The sequence below is a fragment of the Pedobacter roseus genome (genome assembly GCF_014395225.1).
GTDB lineage: Bacteria > Bacteroidota > Bacteroidia > Sphingobacteriales > Sphingobacteriaceae > Pedobacter > Pedobacter roseus.
The window spans coordinates 4,227,122-4,242,576 of the sequence record NZ_CP060723.1 but is presented as its reverse complement, the minus strand read 5'-3'; the positions used below and the strand labels follow the sequence as shown (position 1 = coordinate 4,242,576).

14 protein-coding genes are annotated in these 15,455 nt (G+C 38.7%); 6 read left to right on the top strand and 8 right to left on the bottom strand.

Annotated elements, in window-relative coordinates:
• The first annotated feature begins 83 nt into the window (after nt 1–83).
• The 5 genes from H9L23_RS17375 (at nt 84) to H9L23_RS17355 (ending at nt 8,184) form a co-directional block, all read left to right on the top strand.
• Entirely contained in the window at nt 84–572 is a 489-nt protein-coding gene (locus H9L23_RS17375) for a cytidine deaminase (RefSeq protein WP_187591573.1), read from the top strand.
• Nucleotides 573–732: 160 nt separating this feature from the next.
• Complete coding sequence (locus H9L23_RS17370; RefSeq protein ID WP_187591572.1) at nt 733–2,415, top strand: PNGase F N-terminal domain-containing protein; 1,683 nt, start codon at nt 733–735, stop codon at nt 2,413–2,415.
• An 808-nt stretch (nt 2,416–3,223) separates the two neighbouring features.
• Complete coding sequence (locus tag H9L23_RS17365; RefSeq protein ID WP_187591571.1) at nt 3,224–6,115, top strand: DNA gyrase/topoisomerase IV subunit A; 2,892 nt, start codon at nt 3,224–3,226, stop codon at nt 6,113–6,115.
• A gap of 336 nt (nt 6,116–6,451) precedes the next feature.
• A complete protein-coding gene (pnuC, locus tag H9L23_RS17360) occupies nt 6,452–7,078 on the top strand; it encodes a nicotinamide riboside transporter PnuC (protein WP_187591570.1) in 627 nt (208 codons plus the stop codon).
• Between the two features lie 17 nt (nt 7,079–7,095).
• Complete coding sequence (locus H9L23_RS17355) at nt 7,096–8,184, top strand: acyl-CoA dehydrogenase family protein (RefSeq protein ID WP_187591569.1); 1,089 nt, start codon at nt 7,096–7,098, stop codon at nt 8,182–8,184.
• Here H9L23_RS17355 and msrA read toward each other — a convergent pair whose 3' ends face one another.
• The 8 genes from msrA to H9L23_RS17315 all read right to left on the bottom strand — a co-directional run bounded on the left by msrA (nt 8,185) and on the right by H9L23_RS17315 (nt 14,608).
• Nucleotides 8,185–8,727 (bottom strand): peptide-methionine (S)-S-oxide reductase MsrA, encoded by a 543-nt coding sequence (msrA, locus tag H9L23_RS17350; protein ID WP_187591568.1) that lies wholly within the window; start codon nt 8,725–8,727, stop codon nt 8,185–8,187.
• A gap of 232 nt (nt 8,728–8,959) precedes the next feature.
• Nucleotides 8,960–10,372: a hypothetical protein gene (locus tag H9L23_RS17345; RefSeq protein WP_187591567.1), complete on the bottom strand. Its 1,413-nt coding sequence runs from the start codon at nt 10,370–10,372 to the stop codon at nt 8,960–8,962.
• 69 nt (nt 10,373–10,441) lie between these two features.
• Complete coding sequence (locus H9L23_RS17340; protein ID WP_187591566.1) at nt 10,442–11,491, bottom strand: hypothetical protein; 1,050 nt, start codon at nt 11,489–11,491, stop codon at nt 10,442–10,444.
• 96 nt (nt 11,492–11,587) lie between these two features.
• Nucleotides 11,588–12,469 carry a class I SAM-dependent methyltransferase gene (locus tag H9L23_RS17335; RefSeq protein WP_187591565.1) on the bottom strand — a complete coding sequence of 294 codons (882 nt, stop codon included), beginning with the start codon at nt 12,467–12,469 and terminating at the stop codon, nt 11,588–11,590.
• Between the two features lie 3 nt (nt 12,470–12,472).
• Nucleotides 12,473–12,856: a type II toxin-antitoxin system VapC family toxin gene (locus H9L23_RS17330; RefSeq protein WP_187591564.1), complete on the bottom strand. Its 384-nt coding sequence runs from the start codon at nt 12,854–12,856 to the stop codon at nt 12,473–12,475.
• The gene (gene vapB / locus H9L23_RS17325; RefSeq protein ID WP_187591563.1) at nt 12,856–13,098 is read right to left on the bottom strand and encodes a type II toxin-antitoxin system VapB family antitoxin; all 243 of its coding nucleotides are present in this window, start codon (nt 13,096–13,098) and stop codon (nt 12,856–12,858) included. Before vapB ends, H9L23_RS17330 begins: the two co-directional genes overlap by 1 nt.
• Before the next feature lie 23 nt (nt 13,099–13,121).
• Complete coding sequence (locus tag H9L23_RS17320) at nt 13,122–13,874, bottom strand: ABC transporter ATP-binding protein (RefSeq protein ID WP_187591562.1); 753 nt, start codon at nt 13,872–13,874, stop codon at nt 13,122–13,124.
• On the bottom strand, nt 13,874–14,608 hold the full coding sequence (locus H9L23_RS17315) for an MlaE family ABC transporter permease (protein ID WP_187591561.1): 735 nt from the start codon (nt 14,606–14,608) through the stop codon (nt 13,874–13,876). Before H9L23_RS17315 ends, H9L23_RS17320 begins: the two co-directional genes overlap by 1 nt.
• A gap of 148 nt (nt 14,609–14,756) precedes the next feature.
• Here H9L23_RS17315 and H9L23_RS17310 point away from each other — a divergent pair, with 148 nt between their 5' ends.
• A complete protein-coding gene (locus H9L23_RS17310; protein WP_187591560.1) occupies nt 14,757–15,446 on the top strand; it encodes an SDR family oxidoreductase in 690 nt (229 codons plus the stop codon).
• Nucleotides 15,447–15,455 lie beyond the last annotated feature (9 nt).

Genomic DNA, 15,455 nt, shown 5'->3' with positions numbered 1-15,455 from the left:
TTTTAATAATTAATACAAAAAATAACCTAAATTGTTCGCCCGCTATAAAAATTTAACATAGGCGGTGATGTAAACAGTTAAAAATGAAATCAATAAATCTAAATATATCCTTTGAGCAATATGCCGGTATCGAAGAATTAACATTGGCAGACAGGACGCTTTGCGAACTTTCGGAAAAAGCTTTAGCCAGTTCTTATTCGCCTTATTCGAAATTTAGGGTAGGTACAGCCATCCGTTTGGCCTCCGGAGAAACGATACTGGGCAGTAACCAGGAAAATCTGGCCTATCCATCTGGTCTTTGTGCCGAACGCGTAGCATTATTCAGTATCGGTTCCACATATCCAAATGCGGTAATAGAAAGTATGGCCATTACAGCGCAGACGGATAATTTTGAAATTTTAAAACCCATTACTTCTTGCGGAGGCTGCCTGCAGGTAATGGCAGAATTTGAACGTAAGCAAAAGACGCCAATTGAAGTAATCTTTTATTGTTTAAATGGTGAAGTGCTTAAAGTACCGAGTGTAAAAAGTTTGTTGCCATTTTCTTTTGTAGAGGATAGGTTGGAGCGGTAGGGAAGTAGTATCTCACGACAGATCGTCATTGCGAATCCAATTTTTTATTGGATGAAGCAATCTTTGTAGAAAGAACTATAAGAAAATAGATTGTTTCGTCGGCTGAAAAAGCCTTCCCGCAATGACGGATACTTTATCTATATTTGGTTTTTTAACCACAATGAAACATCTCTACATCCTCGTTTTCTCTGTTTTTATTTCTTTTAACCTGCAGGCGCAGGGCGTACTCAAAAGTAATGCAGTTTATAAAATAACTTATTTCCGCTCGGCTGATGGGAAACCAAAGGAAGATCGAAACCCTGCGGTGGTAATTGCTTCAGCAAAGCAGAACTTAATCAGTAATACCTCCATTCTCGATCATAAGGCAAAATATCCTTACGAACAAAGCATCGTAACCAAGCCTGAAAATATTTTATTCCAGCTGGCCGATTTAGGCGCTAATAATCAGATTGCCACTGCCGATAGCACCGCAATTGCCAAGCAGGTTTTTGAGTTTGGTACCGAAACCAAAATCATTTTAGGCTATACCTGCAAAAGGGCAACAACGGTAGTCAACTCTAACCGGATTGATTTATGGTACACTACCGATGCCGGTATAAAAGCTGCACCAACGAGTTTAGGGCAAAGCCTTGGGCTGGTTTTGGAGCAGGTGCGTAATGGAAACAGTTATGTAACGGCGACAAAAATTGAAGAAGTTAAGAAAGCGCAAACTATAGATCCGGAAAAAACAGGTTCTAAACTAACTGATGGTTTAACGTATAAAGATTTGCTTTGGAAAAGCAGGTTTACCACTTTAAACGTTTTCAACAACGAAACGATCAATTTTATTGATAAGCCACAATCAAACGATTCTGTTTTTCGCTTTGCCGGTGGAACCGTAATCGCCAGAAAGGTAAAATTTCCTCAATTGGCTAACCCAAATGTATTTGTCGACCTGACCGAACAATCAAACGGTGATGCTTACGACAGGACAGGTTCGGTGTTCATTATCCCCACTGATAAAACGGTAAGTTTAATGGATGCGCTTAAAAATTCGGTTAAGGCGCTGCCGGTTTACGATAATGGAAACGGGAAGCAATACCAGGGCGTTGTAGCTACAGCAAATTATAACCCGGTAATCGAACTGATGCGCTTTTTTACCCCTTTTGGTGTTGGCAAATACAACACTTTAAAATTAAAGGATAAAAACTGGGCGGAGAAAGTTTATTACCGCCAGGATGTTTCGGAATTATTTCCGCTGATAAATGGAAAAGAAGCCTGGGTAGCTGTTTTTATTGGCAACTATGATAAAGGTGGACATAAGGTTTCGTTAAATATTACCCTGCATAACGGCGGAAGACCAAAAGAAGTGAAGGAAGTGATTTTGCCTTTATTCAACTCAACCAATGTAATGGAAATGGCCGGACAGGAATATGCAACGATGTTTAGCAGTGATAAAGGACTGGAAGTTTCTTTTACTTTAACAAAAGATTTAAAGGATGCGAAACTGCGTTACATCACTACAGGGCATGGCGGCTGGGGAAATGGCGACGAGTTTGTGCCGAAGAAAAATACGATCTGGCTGGATGAAAAGGAAGCTTTTGCTTTTACACCATGGCGACAGGATTGCGGATCGTACCGTTTATCGAACCCGGCTTCGGGCAATTTCGAAAGTGGACTTTCTTCGTCGGATTTAAGCCGTTCTAACTGGTGCCCTGGTACAGTTACCAACCCGAACTGGATTAGTTTAGGTGATTTAAAAGCCGGTAAACATACTATAAAGGTAACCATCCCGATGGGTAAACCGGAAGGAGGCAGCTCTAGCGCCTGGAATGTTTCGGGTGTGCTTCTGGGCGAAGAATAATGCAATATTTTCAGGAGTTAAGTACCCTCCATGCAAATCGACATTTCGAGCGGAGTTGATACCCTAACTTAGTTCATAGATTTCGCTGATAAACGCAGCGCAATTAAGGTGTATTATTCATAGTTGCACACATGGTAATGAAGATTAGATAAGCATTAATGATAATTTAATACGCATTAATTAAAAATGTACATGCGATAATTATAATTGTACATGCATAAATTATAATTGCACATGCGTAAATTATAATTGTACATGCGTAAATTAAAAATTTATATGCGGTAATTATAATGGTACATGCGTTAATGAAGATTGTACATGCGTTAATGATGAATTAACAGGAACCAATACAGAACGCGGGACATTTCCAAATCCGTTATCGGTAAAGTAATGAAGGATCTATTATCCGCTTATTTTTACCATATTAGACATTTAAGATAATTTAGGCTCAATTGCGTTTTACCAATTTATAATCCAAAGATCAATTGGGGCAATTCTATACATCTTGCAACCCTAAATAGTTACACAAAACCTTTTTTATAAACCGGATTGCAGAGGAGATCCTTTTTTGCTGCCCTGGGCCAGGCTAAAGGACAAAAAAGATCGTATCGGAAAGCCGGAGGTAACACTTAATAAAACTTACGGAACCCTGCTTTCCAAATCAACACAAATAAATTTAGATTACGGCAGGTGAGGCACCAATTTACAGGATCGAAAAACAAATTTTCCATCTTGAAATGTGAATAACCTCTCTTCATTCTGTGCAATCATTTTTATTATATTTACGGCTGCCAATTTTTGTAAATAAATGAGTGAAGAATTAGATCAAAACGTAAACGAAGAGCACAAACATACCATAACCCCCATTAACGGTTTATACGAAAACTGGTTTCTCGATTATGCGTCTTATGTAATTCTCGATAGGGCTGTTCCGCACATCCACGATGGTTTAAAGCCTGTTCAACGACGCATTATGCACTCGCTTAAAGAGATGGATGACGGACGTTTCAACAAAGCGGCCAACGTAATCGGTAATACGATGAAATATCACCCGCATGGCGATGCCTCTATTGGTGATGCGATGGTGCAGATCGGACAAAAAGATTTATTGATCGATATGCAGGGTAACTGGGGCGATCCGGTTACAGGCGATAGCGCTGCAGCACCACGTTATATCGAGGCCCGTTTATCGAAATTTGCCAACGAGGTGGTGTTTAATCCGGATACTACAGAGTGGCAGCTCAGTTACGATGGTCGTAACAACGAACCGATTACTTTACCGGTTAAGTTTCCGCTGTTGCTGGCACAGGGTGCTGAAGGTATTGCCGTGGGTTTGGCTACCAAGGTAATGCCACACAACTTTATTGAATTGCTTGATGCCTCTATAGAAGCATTACAGGGTATTCGTCCGAATATATTGCCCGATTTTTTTACGGGTGGTATGGCCGATTTCTCCAATTACAACGAAGGTCAGCGTGGAGGTAAAATCCGGGTACGTGCAAAAATTACGGAGAAGGATAAAAAAACTTTGGTCATTACCGAAGTTCCGTTTAGTACCACAACGGGTTCTGTAATTGATAGTATTTTATCAGCCAATGATAAGGGTAAGATCAAGATTAAAAAAATCGAAGATAATACCGCGGCCAATGTAGAAATTGTAGTGCACCTTGCACCGGGTATTTCGCCCGATGTAACCATTGATGCGCTATATGCATTTACGGCCTGCGAAGTATCGATCTCGCCAAATACCTGTATTATCCAGGGAGATAAACCACACTTTTTAAGTGTGAACGATATCCTGATCGAAAATACAAAACACACCAAGAGTTTACTCAAAAAAGAACTCGAAATACGCCTGCATGAACTACAGGAAAAGATTTTCTTTAGTTCATTGTTAAAGATATTTATTCAGGAGGGGATGTACAAAAACCCTGAATATGAAAACTCGACCAATTTTGAAAAGGTTGTAGAGGTTTTACATATTTTGTTCGATCCTTTTAAGCCTTCGCTTTACCGCGAAATTTTGCCAGAGGATTTTAAAAAGCTGATCGATAAACCGATGAGTAGCATCACCCGTTTTGATGTGAAAAAGGCCGACGAGCAGATGAAAAACCTGGAAGATGAAATTAAGGTGGTTAAAAACCATTTAAAACACCTTACGGAATATGCCACTGCCTGGTTTCAGAAACTGAAAGATAAATACGGAAAAGGCAGGGAACGTAAAACGGAAATCCGTTTGTTCGATCGTGTAGAAGCTTCGAAAGTAGCGCTTGCCAATGTGAAACTCTACATGAACATGGAAGATGGTTTTATTGGAACAGGATCAGGATTAAAGAAAGACATACATGTTGCCGATTGCTCGGATATTGATGAGGTGATTGTTTTCCGTGAGGATGGAAAGTGCATCATTACCAAAGTGGCCGATAAAACCTTTGTGGGTAAAAATATTATCCACGCACAGGTGTTTAAGAAAAACGACGAGCGTACCATTTATAACATGGTTTATAAGGATGGCGCAAGTGGTACAACCTATATAAAAAGATTTGCTGTAGTAGGGGTAACGCGTGATAAAGAGTACGATTTAACCAAGGGATCGAAAGGATCGAAAGTTTTATATTTTACTGCCAACCCGAATGGTGAGGCCGAAATTGTAAACGTAGCGCTAAAACCGCATTCTAAACTGCGCAAACTCCAGTTCGACCTTGATTTTGCTGAAGTGGCCATTAAAGGGCGTGGTTCGCAGGGTAATATTGTTTCGAAATACCCGGTTAAAAAGATTATTTTGAAAAGTAAAGGGGTTTCTACATTATCGGGACTGAAAATCTGGTATGATGACCTGCTGAAACGCTTAAATGTTGATGGCCGCGGAAAATACCTGGGCGAATTTGATGGCGATGACCGCATTTTACAGGTACATAAAGATGGTTATTACGAGTTAAGTTCGTTCGAACTGAGCAACCACTTTGATGATGGCCTGATCCTGATCGAAAAATTCGATGCCGAAAAAACCTTTGCTGCGGTACATTTTGATGGCAAGGCACAGAACTATTTTATTAAACGTTTTGTGTTCGAACTGCAGGCTAACGGCAGGAAAACAATTATCATCAGTGAAGAGCAAAAATCAAAATTATTGTTTTTAACGGCTAACCCGGCTGCAAAAGTAATTGTGGATATGTTGAAAGGAAAAACACAGATTCCGGAAACATTGGATTTAACACTTTCAGAACTGATTGATGTTAAAGGTTTAAAGGCTAACGGAAACCGTTTATCTCCGCACGATATTCAAAAAGTAGTATTGGAAGAGCCTGAAATCGAGGAAGAAGAAGTTGAGGAACCAGTTGTGGATGAAGGGGAGGAAGGTGGACCGCCTGAAGAAGAAAATGCACCTGCTGAAGAAAGCATCGCAGAAACTGAAACAGTGACGGAGGAAATTGAAAAACCTATAGCGGAGAAGCCAAAACCAAAATTCGAACGCACTGAAGTACCTGCTGTCAAAAACGAAAAGCCTGAAGCAGTAGAAAAAACCACAGTAGAAAAACCTGTGGTTGAAAAGCCGAAGCCAGAAGCAAGTAAAAAGGAAGAGAAAAAGCCAGAAGAAAAACCTGCCGACGAAGAAAAACCTGCAAAAAAAGTTGATTTCGAAATCACCAATCCGGACGATATCGATATGGATGATAAGGGGCAGCTGGGCTTGTTCTAAATAGATTCAAGAGTTGTCAACTTTAATGCCCAGTGGCAAGAAAGTTGACAACTCTTCGCATTTCAATGAAAACCTTTCATTTTTAAACTTATATTTGTCTTGCTCAAAGGGGTGCTTGTTGATGCTGCAATTTCTGTTGCCATCAATTTGCTGAGATTATACCCATTTAGAGGCTTAAGGTAAAAGGCTTAAGGTAGAAGGTTTAACCTTACACCTTTAACCCTACACCTTATACCTTCTAATGAACCTGATGCGGGTAATGCCGCCGTAGGAAGAGGTTAAAATTAACCATGCTGTTTCACCCCTGAAAACAGTTTTCAAATTTTTATATTGTAAATGGATTTTCAGGATTGGTTTAGGCTTTTTCAAGAGCAGATTATACATACTTCTTTAATTGAATGGCTTGCCGTTGGCTTTGGGGTTTCGGAAGTTTTATTAGCCAAAAAAAACAGTATCTGGCTCTACCCAACAGGGATAATTTCCGTTTTATTGTGGATGTTTTTATTGCTGGGCGTTAAATTATACGCTGAAGTGCTTTTAAATATTTATTATTTAACAATGAGCATTTATGGATGGATAATCTGGAAAAAAAGAAAACAGGATGGCGAAAACCAGGTATCGTGGTCGAGCAAAAACGAACTAACCATTGCTATTTTAATCTCTGTTATTGGTTTCGGGCTGCTCTACCTTATACTGAGGCATTATACCGATTCGGATGTGCCCTTATTGGATGCATTTGTTTCGGCAACAGCATGGGCGGGGATGTGGTTATTGGCCAAACGAAAAATTGAGAACTGGATATTCCTCAATATCTCTAATATCGTGGCTATTCCTTTGCTTTTTCATAAAAAACTGCCGCTAATGGCCTGTTTAACTACTTTTCTGTTTATAGTTGCCATTTTTGGGTTTTTCGATTGGAAGAAAATCATCAATAAAAACAGGTTTAAATTAGCTCAATCTTAAAGGCAATACATAGAGGCATGCAAGATACATTAACCGCCACCTGGCAGGAAAAAGTAAAAAACTATTCGGCGCTTTCGGAAGAAATGGGGAAACTTCACCCCGAAATTTTAGCACTTGCTTATCAGGAAAATTGGTTTAAACTTTTTGTACCCGAGGTTTATGGTGGACCAGGCAAAAAACTCCCCGAAATTTTAAAATTAGAAGAAGAGCTGGCAGAAGCAGATGGAAGTTTGGGCTGGACAGTTACCTTATGTGCCGGTGCAGGTTGGTTTGCAGGGTTTCTAAATCCTGAACTCGCCACAACAATTTTCGCCGATCCTAAAGTTTGTTTCGCCGGGAGCGGGGCGGTTGGCGGAGTAGCTGTTAAAACGGAAACAGGTTATCTGTTAAACGGTAAATGGAATTATGCCAGCGGTGCTTTACATGCAACCATATTTACAGCCAACTGCACCCTTAAAGATAAAAGCGGCGAAGCTATTTTAGATGAAAACGGGGCACCTGAAATCAAATCATTTATCCTTAAAAAAGAAGAGGTAAATATTCTGCCGGGCTGGTCTTATTTCGGTTTAATAGCCACAGGAAGCCATGCTTTTGAAGTAAATGATCTTCACGTAGCCGAGAACAGGACGTTTCAAATCAATCAGCATATAGAAATAGCAGATGCTGGTTTTGATTATCCCTTTCTGCAGCTTGCTGAAACCACTTTAACGGTTAATACCTTAGGTATGACAAATCATTTTATTAAACTGGTTGAAGCTGCCTTTTATCTTCGTACAGGCTTAAAAAGATATAGCGATGAGCAGGTATTGTTTTTTACAAACGAACTCAACAGCTGCAAAACAGAAATCCAAAATCTCCGCTCAAAATTCTACAGTACATTCGATGCCTCCTGGGATCAGCTGATGGTTAATAATAAAATAGAGGAAGATACGTTGTTAGCGGTGAGTGCGGTTAGCCGTAAGCTGGCACATGCCTGTTGGCGAACAGCAGCTGCATTATTTCCATACTGTGGTTTAGAAGCTGCTAAAAAAGAGTCAGAAATTAACCGTGTTTGGCGCGACATCCATACCGCTAGTCAGCATGCTTTGCTCACTTTTGAAGTTTAATTATTCTAATAATTCAGGCCTGATCTTATTTTTAAAATCTTTGGCAAACTTGTTCAGTTTTGGCTGTATAACAAATGCACAGTAGGGCTTGCCCTGGTTATTGTTAAAATAATTCTGATGGTAATCTTCCGCTTCATAAAACTCTTTTGCTGCGGTAATTTCAGTAACAATAGGTTTGTCAAAAACTTGATCGCGGGTAAGTTCATCAACAATTTTTTTAGCTTTTTGATGCTGATCTTCATTTTCATAAAAAATGACCGAACGGTACTGGGTACCAATATCATTACCCTGCCTGTTAAGGGTAGTAGCATTATGGGTTTTAAAAAAAACGAGTAAAAGCTCTTCAAAAGAGATAATATCCTCATCAAAGCTGATCTGAACCACTTCGGCATGACCAGTATCGCCATTGCAGATCTCCATATAAGTAGGATGTTTTAATTCTCCACCCATATAGCCCGACGTAACCTGACTTACGCCGTTCAACGTTTGAAATACGGCTTCGGTGCACCAAAAGCAGCCTCCGCCAAATGTTGCTGTTTGCATATTCTACTTATATAACATTAGTACCAACTTCTTTGTTCCAACAAAAAATATTTTTTTGGTATTGAATGATGGTTAACGACTAATTATTCCTTTAGGTTGTAAATGTTTGACTTACAGAGGATCAATATAGTATTTATACAGTATAGTGCAAACTTTAAACGTATTCTGTTCAAAAATATAGTAAACAAAACGCCCCCGGGTTTACATCGGAGGCGTTAGTTTTTTTAAAAACTTAAAGTGTTTTCGCTTTTATTTTTCTAAGCTCGGATTCAAAATTATCTGTTGATATTTTTTCGCTCTTCGCTTTAGTTATAGCCATTTCCTGTGTTTTTATCGCTTCTTCATTATAACCTAAACGATATAGGATATGAGCTAAAGTATCGTAATATCCTGCAATAGAATTTAATTCAATCGATCTCCTGCTCCAGATCATGGCCTTACTAAGGTAATTAAGGTTTTTAGTGCCGATTTCATAAAACTTCCATGCAGCATTATTTAGTTCGTTGGCATAGCTGTTAGAAGTAGAACCGAAGGTTACTACCGATTGCGTAACAACTGTTTTGCCATAAATTTTTTGTAAACTATCCAATTTCTCTTTTGAAATTTGTTTTTGGCTGGGCATCGAAGCAATGTGTTTTTGGGATAGGGCTTCACGGTTTTTAGCTTCAATCTTTTTTATGCTATCTGCACCAATATTCATGTAGAAGTTATCATAAAAATAACTAGCGGTTCTCAAATAATTAGTGGTGTCTTTTACGGTGCTGTAGTACCACAAAATCTGTGTGTTATATGCCTGCTCTCCTCTTCTATAATCTCTTGACCATGTGTTTCTGGCAAAAGAAGCACCCGATATTGCCCTTGGGGTATTTTTATGCTTTGCAGCATCTGCAATCGTATTGGAAATTATTGCATTATTGATAGCTGTTCTTCTTTGTAAAGGCTCGGTTTTGTATAAACTATCAATAAGCTTACGATTAGTGTAAGCCAGTTTATAAGCATTTCCATCGCTGTACGGACCAGCTTCCATAATGTACAATACATTTTGGTAGTCGTTAAAATCTCCAATTTTTAAGTTGTTGGCATATTGCTCAATAAGTTGTGCATTATTTGTGATGCCAAGCTTTTTTCTGGTGTCGATTAATTTTCTTAATACCGTATTATTGTTTTTATCAGCATTGAATTGGGCTTCCAGATCAGATATTGATGTTTCTTTTGAGGCCGAAAGTGCCTTTTCGATCATCAAAATATATTTCTTTTGATCGGTAGAATTTCCAAAATCTTTGTAGAAAACATCTTTGTTGGCGCGAAGAAATACAAATGCCGGGAACGATTTTACATTTGCTTCCCTTATAACCGACCTTACGCTGGTATCCGACATTGTGGTTTTATAAACGACAAAATTTTCGTTAATGCTGTTTATCACTTCGGGTTCATCCAGAGCAGATTTAAAACTGATTTTTGCATTTGGGGGCAAATCTGTTGGTTTGGGTAAACCAGATACCTCTATAATTAGTAATACTGGTTTTTTAGATGATAAAGATTGTTCAAGGGCCGTTTTTAAGGATTTTGATTTTTTTAATTCCTGGGCAATACCAGACGAATAAGTTATAAATATAGATAATGCAAGTGCAATAAGGTTTTTCATTTTTGAGAGCATATTTATATGATTAAATTAATAACGCCCCCGGGTTTTACATCGGGGGCGCTGGTTATATTATTGATATTGAATGTAGATCGGTTTTGGAGTAAGCTTTAAAAGCTCTTCGGGAGTCAACAAGCGTTTTGGCTCTTTTTTAAGATCGTTTTTGTAAAACAGTTTAAAACCTGTAAACTGAACCGGCTCTCCCTGCACAAAATGGCGGTAGGTTCCTTTTTTCAATTCTGGTTCGCCCCATCCATCCATGTGTACTACAACCTGCACTTCAGGGCGGAGTTTGATGCTTGCGGCATTAGTTACCATTTTTTTAGTAAAACGGTGCAGTACAAATACTTTTGGAGGAAGGTTATGTTTTTTAACCAGATCAGCAAGGTATTGGGTTACATAATTTATATCGGCTGCATCATAGGTACCGATTTTTTTTCCTGGCAAAGAACCATCTTTCATCGAAAATTCAGGGTCGATACCTAAGTGTACATAAGGCAGTTCGAGGTATTTTTCAATATGTGGCAATTCTGCCTTAATCGTACTTAAAGCTACCTGAAGATCTAAAAATACAATTGTGTTAGGCTGCATTTTTGCGATAGCCAAAACAGAATCAATCTGTTTGTTGCCCATTCTGTTGATGTATTTTCCATCTTTACCCGGCGTTCCGCTTGCTACTGCGGCAATATAGTGTAAACCTGGTTGTACAGGGGTAGAAGGATCGGCTTTTTCCCAACGTTTAACTTCGGCATTCAGGCGTTGCCACATTTCTTTAGGCGCATATTCGCCCAACGCACCCATTTTTTTTGAGTGAAGGTTTCCATAATAAACCACGATGCGTTTAAATGGCAAAATGGCTCCTGCTAAAGGATATGGTTGTTTTTTTACCGGCCATTTTCCGGTTGTATCTCCGTTGGCCAGTTTTTTAACCAATGAGTCGTAAAGTTTAGGATCAACAGGTTTCATTACGTTTGCTGTTGAGTCGGTTTTCTTTTTAGTGGTATCAGATGAGAAGATTTTACCAACACCGCTGCCGCCTTTACCGTCTGAATTACAGTTGGCGAACAAGCTGATTGCGGCAAAACCAAGTATTAGGGTGCCTGCTAATTTAGGGAATTTCATAGATTTATTAGGTGATTAAAATTTAGACTTTTTCCGATCCTGTTTTGGATGAAAGTAGGTCGGAAATCTGGTAGTTTAAAATAAAGTAATTAACATTTACACATTGCAGAATTTACCAAAAACGCCTAATGGTAATTTAATGCCAGAAGTAGCCTGTAAGTAAAGCTCCCCTGTTTCGAGGTTTTTAACTGCGGGAAAAGAAGTGCGGATCAAATTTTCAACAATTACTGAAGAGAAACCAAGTGAGTAGGTATTCAGGATCAGGAAATGTTCTTTTTCATCTAATAACTGTACAACATCCTGCATCATTTCCTGGATATGGTCTTCCAGTTTCCATTTTTCGCCATTCGGACCATGTCCGTAAGCAGGTGGATCTAAAATGATACCATTGTACTTTTTGCCTCTTTTAAGTTCTTTCTTTACAAACTTCAAAGCATCTTCAACCATCCAGCGGGTATCTTTTAGGCCCGAAAGTTCCTGGTTTTCGTTTGCCCAGGTTACTACCTGTTTAATCGAATCAACGTGGGTGGTTTCTGCGCCAGCTGCATTGGCTATCAATGAGGCCGCTCCGGTATAGGCAAATAGGTTTAATACCTTTGGTTGCGGTGTTTTAAATTTTTTGATCGAAGAGGAGATAAAATCCCAGTTTACCGCCTGTTCAGGAAATACGCCCACATGTTTAAAAGAAGTTAAGCCTAAACGGAGTTTAATGGCTACCTCATCGTTTTTATATTCTACATGCCAACGGTCTGGAATGGAAAGGTTTTTTTTTACCCATTCGCCGGAAGTAGCCGAACGGCCCCTGAACGTAATGTTGGCAGTTTTTTTCCAATCCTGTTCTGAATATGTTTTTTTCCATACGGCCTGCGGCTCAGGACGGATAAGGGTTACACTTCCAAAACGTTCTAATTTTTCAAAATCCCCGCAATCTATCAGTTCATAATCTTTCCAATGGGTGGGGGCAAGTAATTGTATCATGTATTAAAATAACTTTAAATTTGGGTAATTTATAATGTATTGATCATCAGTTATCAAAGTTAGCTTATCACCTAATGCCTGAGAAATAATCAATCTGTCAAAAGGATCTCTATGGATTAAAGGTAAAGTTAAGTATTTGTCTAGGTGGTGTTTCTGTATATTTAAAACAGATATATTAAAGAGGTTTATTACTCCATACATCTCTTCCAGGTTTCTGGTAACAATCAGCTTTCCTATGTTGAGCTTAATAATGATTTCCCATATACTGGCAATGCTTATAAACTTATCATTTTTCGAATCTTCTATGCCGTTTATTATTGATTGGTTGAGTCCATTATCTTCATTAATTAAAGAGATGAAGATATGCGTATCAAGTAAAAGACGCATTACATATATTCTTTTAAATCATCTAATGGTTCGTTAAAATCTTTAGGGATGATAAATAAGCCTTTTGCAGCGCCATATAAACTTTTTGGTTCTTCAACAATGTTAGACTCTTCGCTATTCGACTTTGGAAAACTCTTCGAATGTTTAGCTTTTAAAAAATCAATAAAATCTTCTACCTCATTTACCATGCTCTCGGGTAAGGTTTCCAATTTGTGAATGATATTTTTTGTAGCCGCAGTCATAAGAAACAAATATACGATTTTTCTTAAAACTTATCTTTTGCTGCTTTCATGAAGCGGCTGGCAAATACGAAATCGTTCAGTTCTTTAATATCGGTGTGTGCGATTTCTTTATTGCTGCCTTCCCAGAATTTCTTTCCTTCGTGCAGGAACAGAATATAATCGCCAATACCCATCACCGAGTTCATATCATGTGTTACCACAATGGTGGTAGTTTTGTATTCTTCGGTAATTTCCTGGATCAGCTCATCAATAACGATCGAAGTTTTTGGGTCTAAACCCGAGTTAGGCTCATCACAGAATAAATATTTTGGGTTCATAGATATGGCACGGGCAATACCCACACGTTTTTTCATACCACCCGATAATTCAGCAGGAAATAACTTGTTTTTACCAGCAAGGTTAACACGTTCCAGGCAAAAATCAACCCTCTCAAGCTTTTCTTTTCTGGTTTGATCGGTAAACATATTTAAAGGAAACATGATATTTTCTTCAACTGTCATACTATCAAAAAGGGCAGATCCCTGAAAAAGCATGCCGATTTCTTTACGTACTTCGATGCGTTGCTCGTATGTCATCGGGGTAAAATCGCGTCCGTCGTACAATACCGAACCCGAATCAGGCTGGTGTAAACCCACCATACATTTAAGTAGAGTTGTTTTTCCGGAGCCCGAACCCCCGATAATTAAGTTGGTTACGCCTTCTTCAAACTTTCCGGAAATGCCTTTTAATACGTCGTTTCCGGAGAATGATTTATAAATATCTTTAATTTCGATCATTACAATAAAAGTTGAGTAACTAAATAATCGCAAACAAGAATAGAGATACAGCTAATTACAACTGCTCTTGTACTGGCCTGCGAAACTTCTAAGGCACCACCACGAACATAGAAACCTTCGTAAGCCGGAACCGATGTAATAATGAAACCAAATACAAATGCTTTTACCAAAGCAACGGTAATGGTGTAAGGGTTAAAATCGGTGGTAATACCTTGAATATATTCTGCTGGTGTTACTGCTCCAGAAACCGAACCACCAATATAGCCACCGGTAATGCTTAAGAACATGGAAATAATAACCAGCATCGGTACCATGGTGATTCCTGAAATAATTTTAGGAAGAATTAAATATCCTGGTGCGTTAATCCCCATAATTTCTAAAGCATCAATCTGCTCGGTAACCCGCATCGAACCGATTTCTGATGAAATGGCTGAGCCTATTTTTCCTGCAAGTACAATTGCGCTAATGGTAGGGCTTAACTCTAAAATACTCGAGTCGCGGTTTACTGAACCAATAATGGTTTTAGGAATAAAATCGCTAACCAGCTGGAAAGCAATTTGCAACGTCATTACCGCACCAATAAAGGTAGAGATAATGGCAATTAAACCTAAAGAACCTACACCAACATAATCCATTTGTTTGGCGATTTCTTTAAGGTATATTTTCAGTTTTTCCGGCCTTCTGAATACAGACTTGAGTAGCAGGATGTATCTGCCGAAATTGGTAAAATTCATTCCGTATGTATTTGCTTAATTTAAATGATCATTCTTATACTACTACAAAGAAACGATAAAAAAGTTGTCGCTCTTTGCTAATTGCAAAAATATTCGTGGTTTTGAATATAAATATGGTTTTTTGTCAACAAAAATTAAACCACAAAACATGAAAGCTGTAATAACTGGGGCAACTAAGGGAATTGGTAGGGCCATAGCGCTAAAATTGGCACAAAATGGATACGATTTAATTTTAGTAGCAAGGGGAGAGGCTGATTTAAAAACATTAAAAGACGAATTAACACCTCAGGGAAATAAAGTTTTTACGCACCAGGCAGATTGCTCGGTTAAAGAAGATGTATATGCTTTTTTAAATTCAGCAGTTATCGATTTCGATGATGTAACGGTTTTAGTAAACAATGTGGGGATCTTTTTGCCGGGAAGTTTACTTGATGAGGCTGACGAAACTTTTGAAAAACAGCAGGATCTGAATCTAAATGCCAGTTATTACACCAGTAAGTTTTTCGGAAAAAAAATGCGCTCAGCCAGCTACGGCCATATATTCAACATCTGTTCGGTGGCCAGTAAAGCTCCTGTAAAAAATGGCGGCAGTTATAGTGTAACAAAAGCAGCGATGTTAAGTCTTAATCATGTATTGCGGCAAGAGTTAGCCCCTCACAACGTTAAAGTTACAGCGTTTTTGCCAGGTTCTACCAAAACCTCGTCATGGGAAGGAACAACAATCCCCGATGAAAAATTTGTACAGCCTGAAGATATTGCCGAAACTTTATTCACCATTTTAAACTTAAGTAAAGGTGTAAACGTAGATGAGGTTTTAATTACCCCGCTCGATTTTTAAACACAAAAT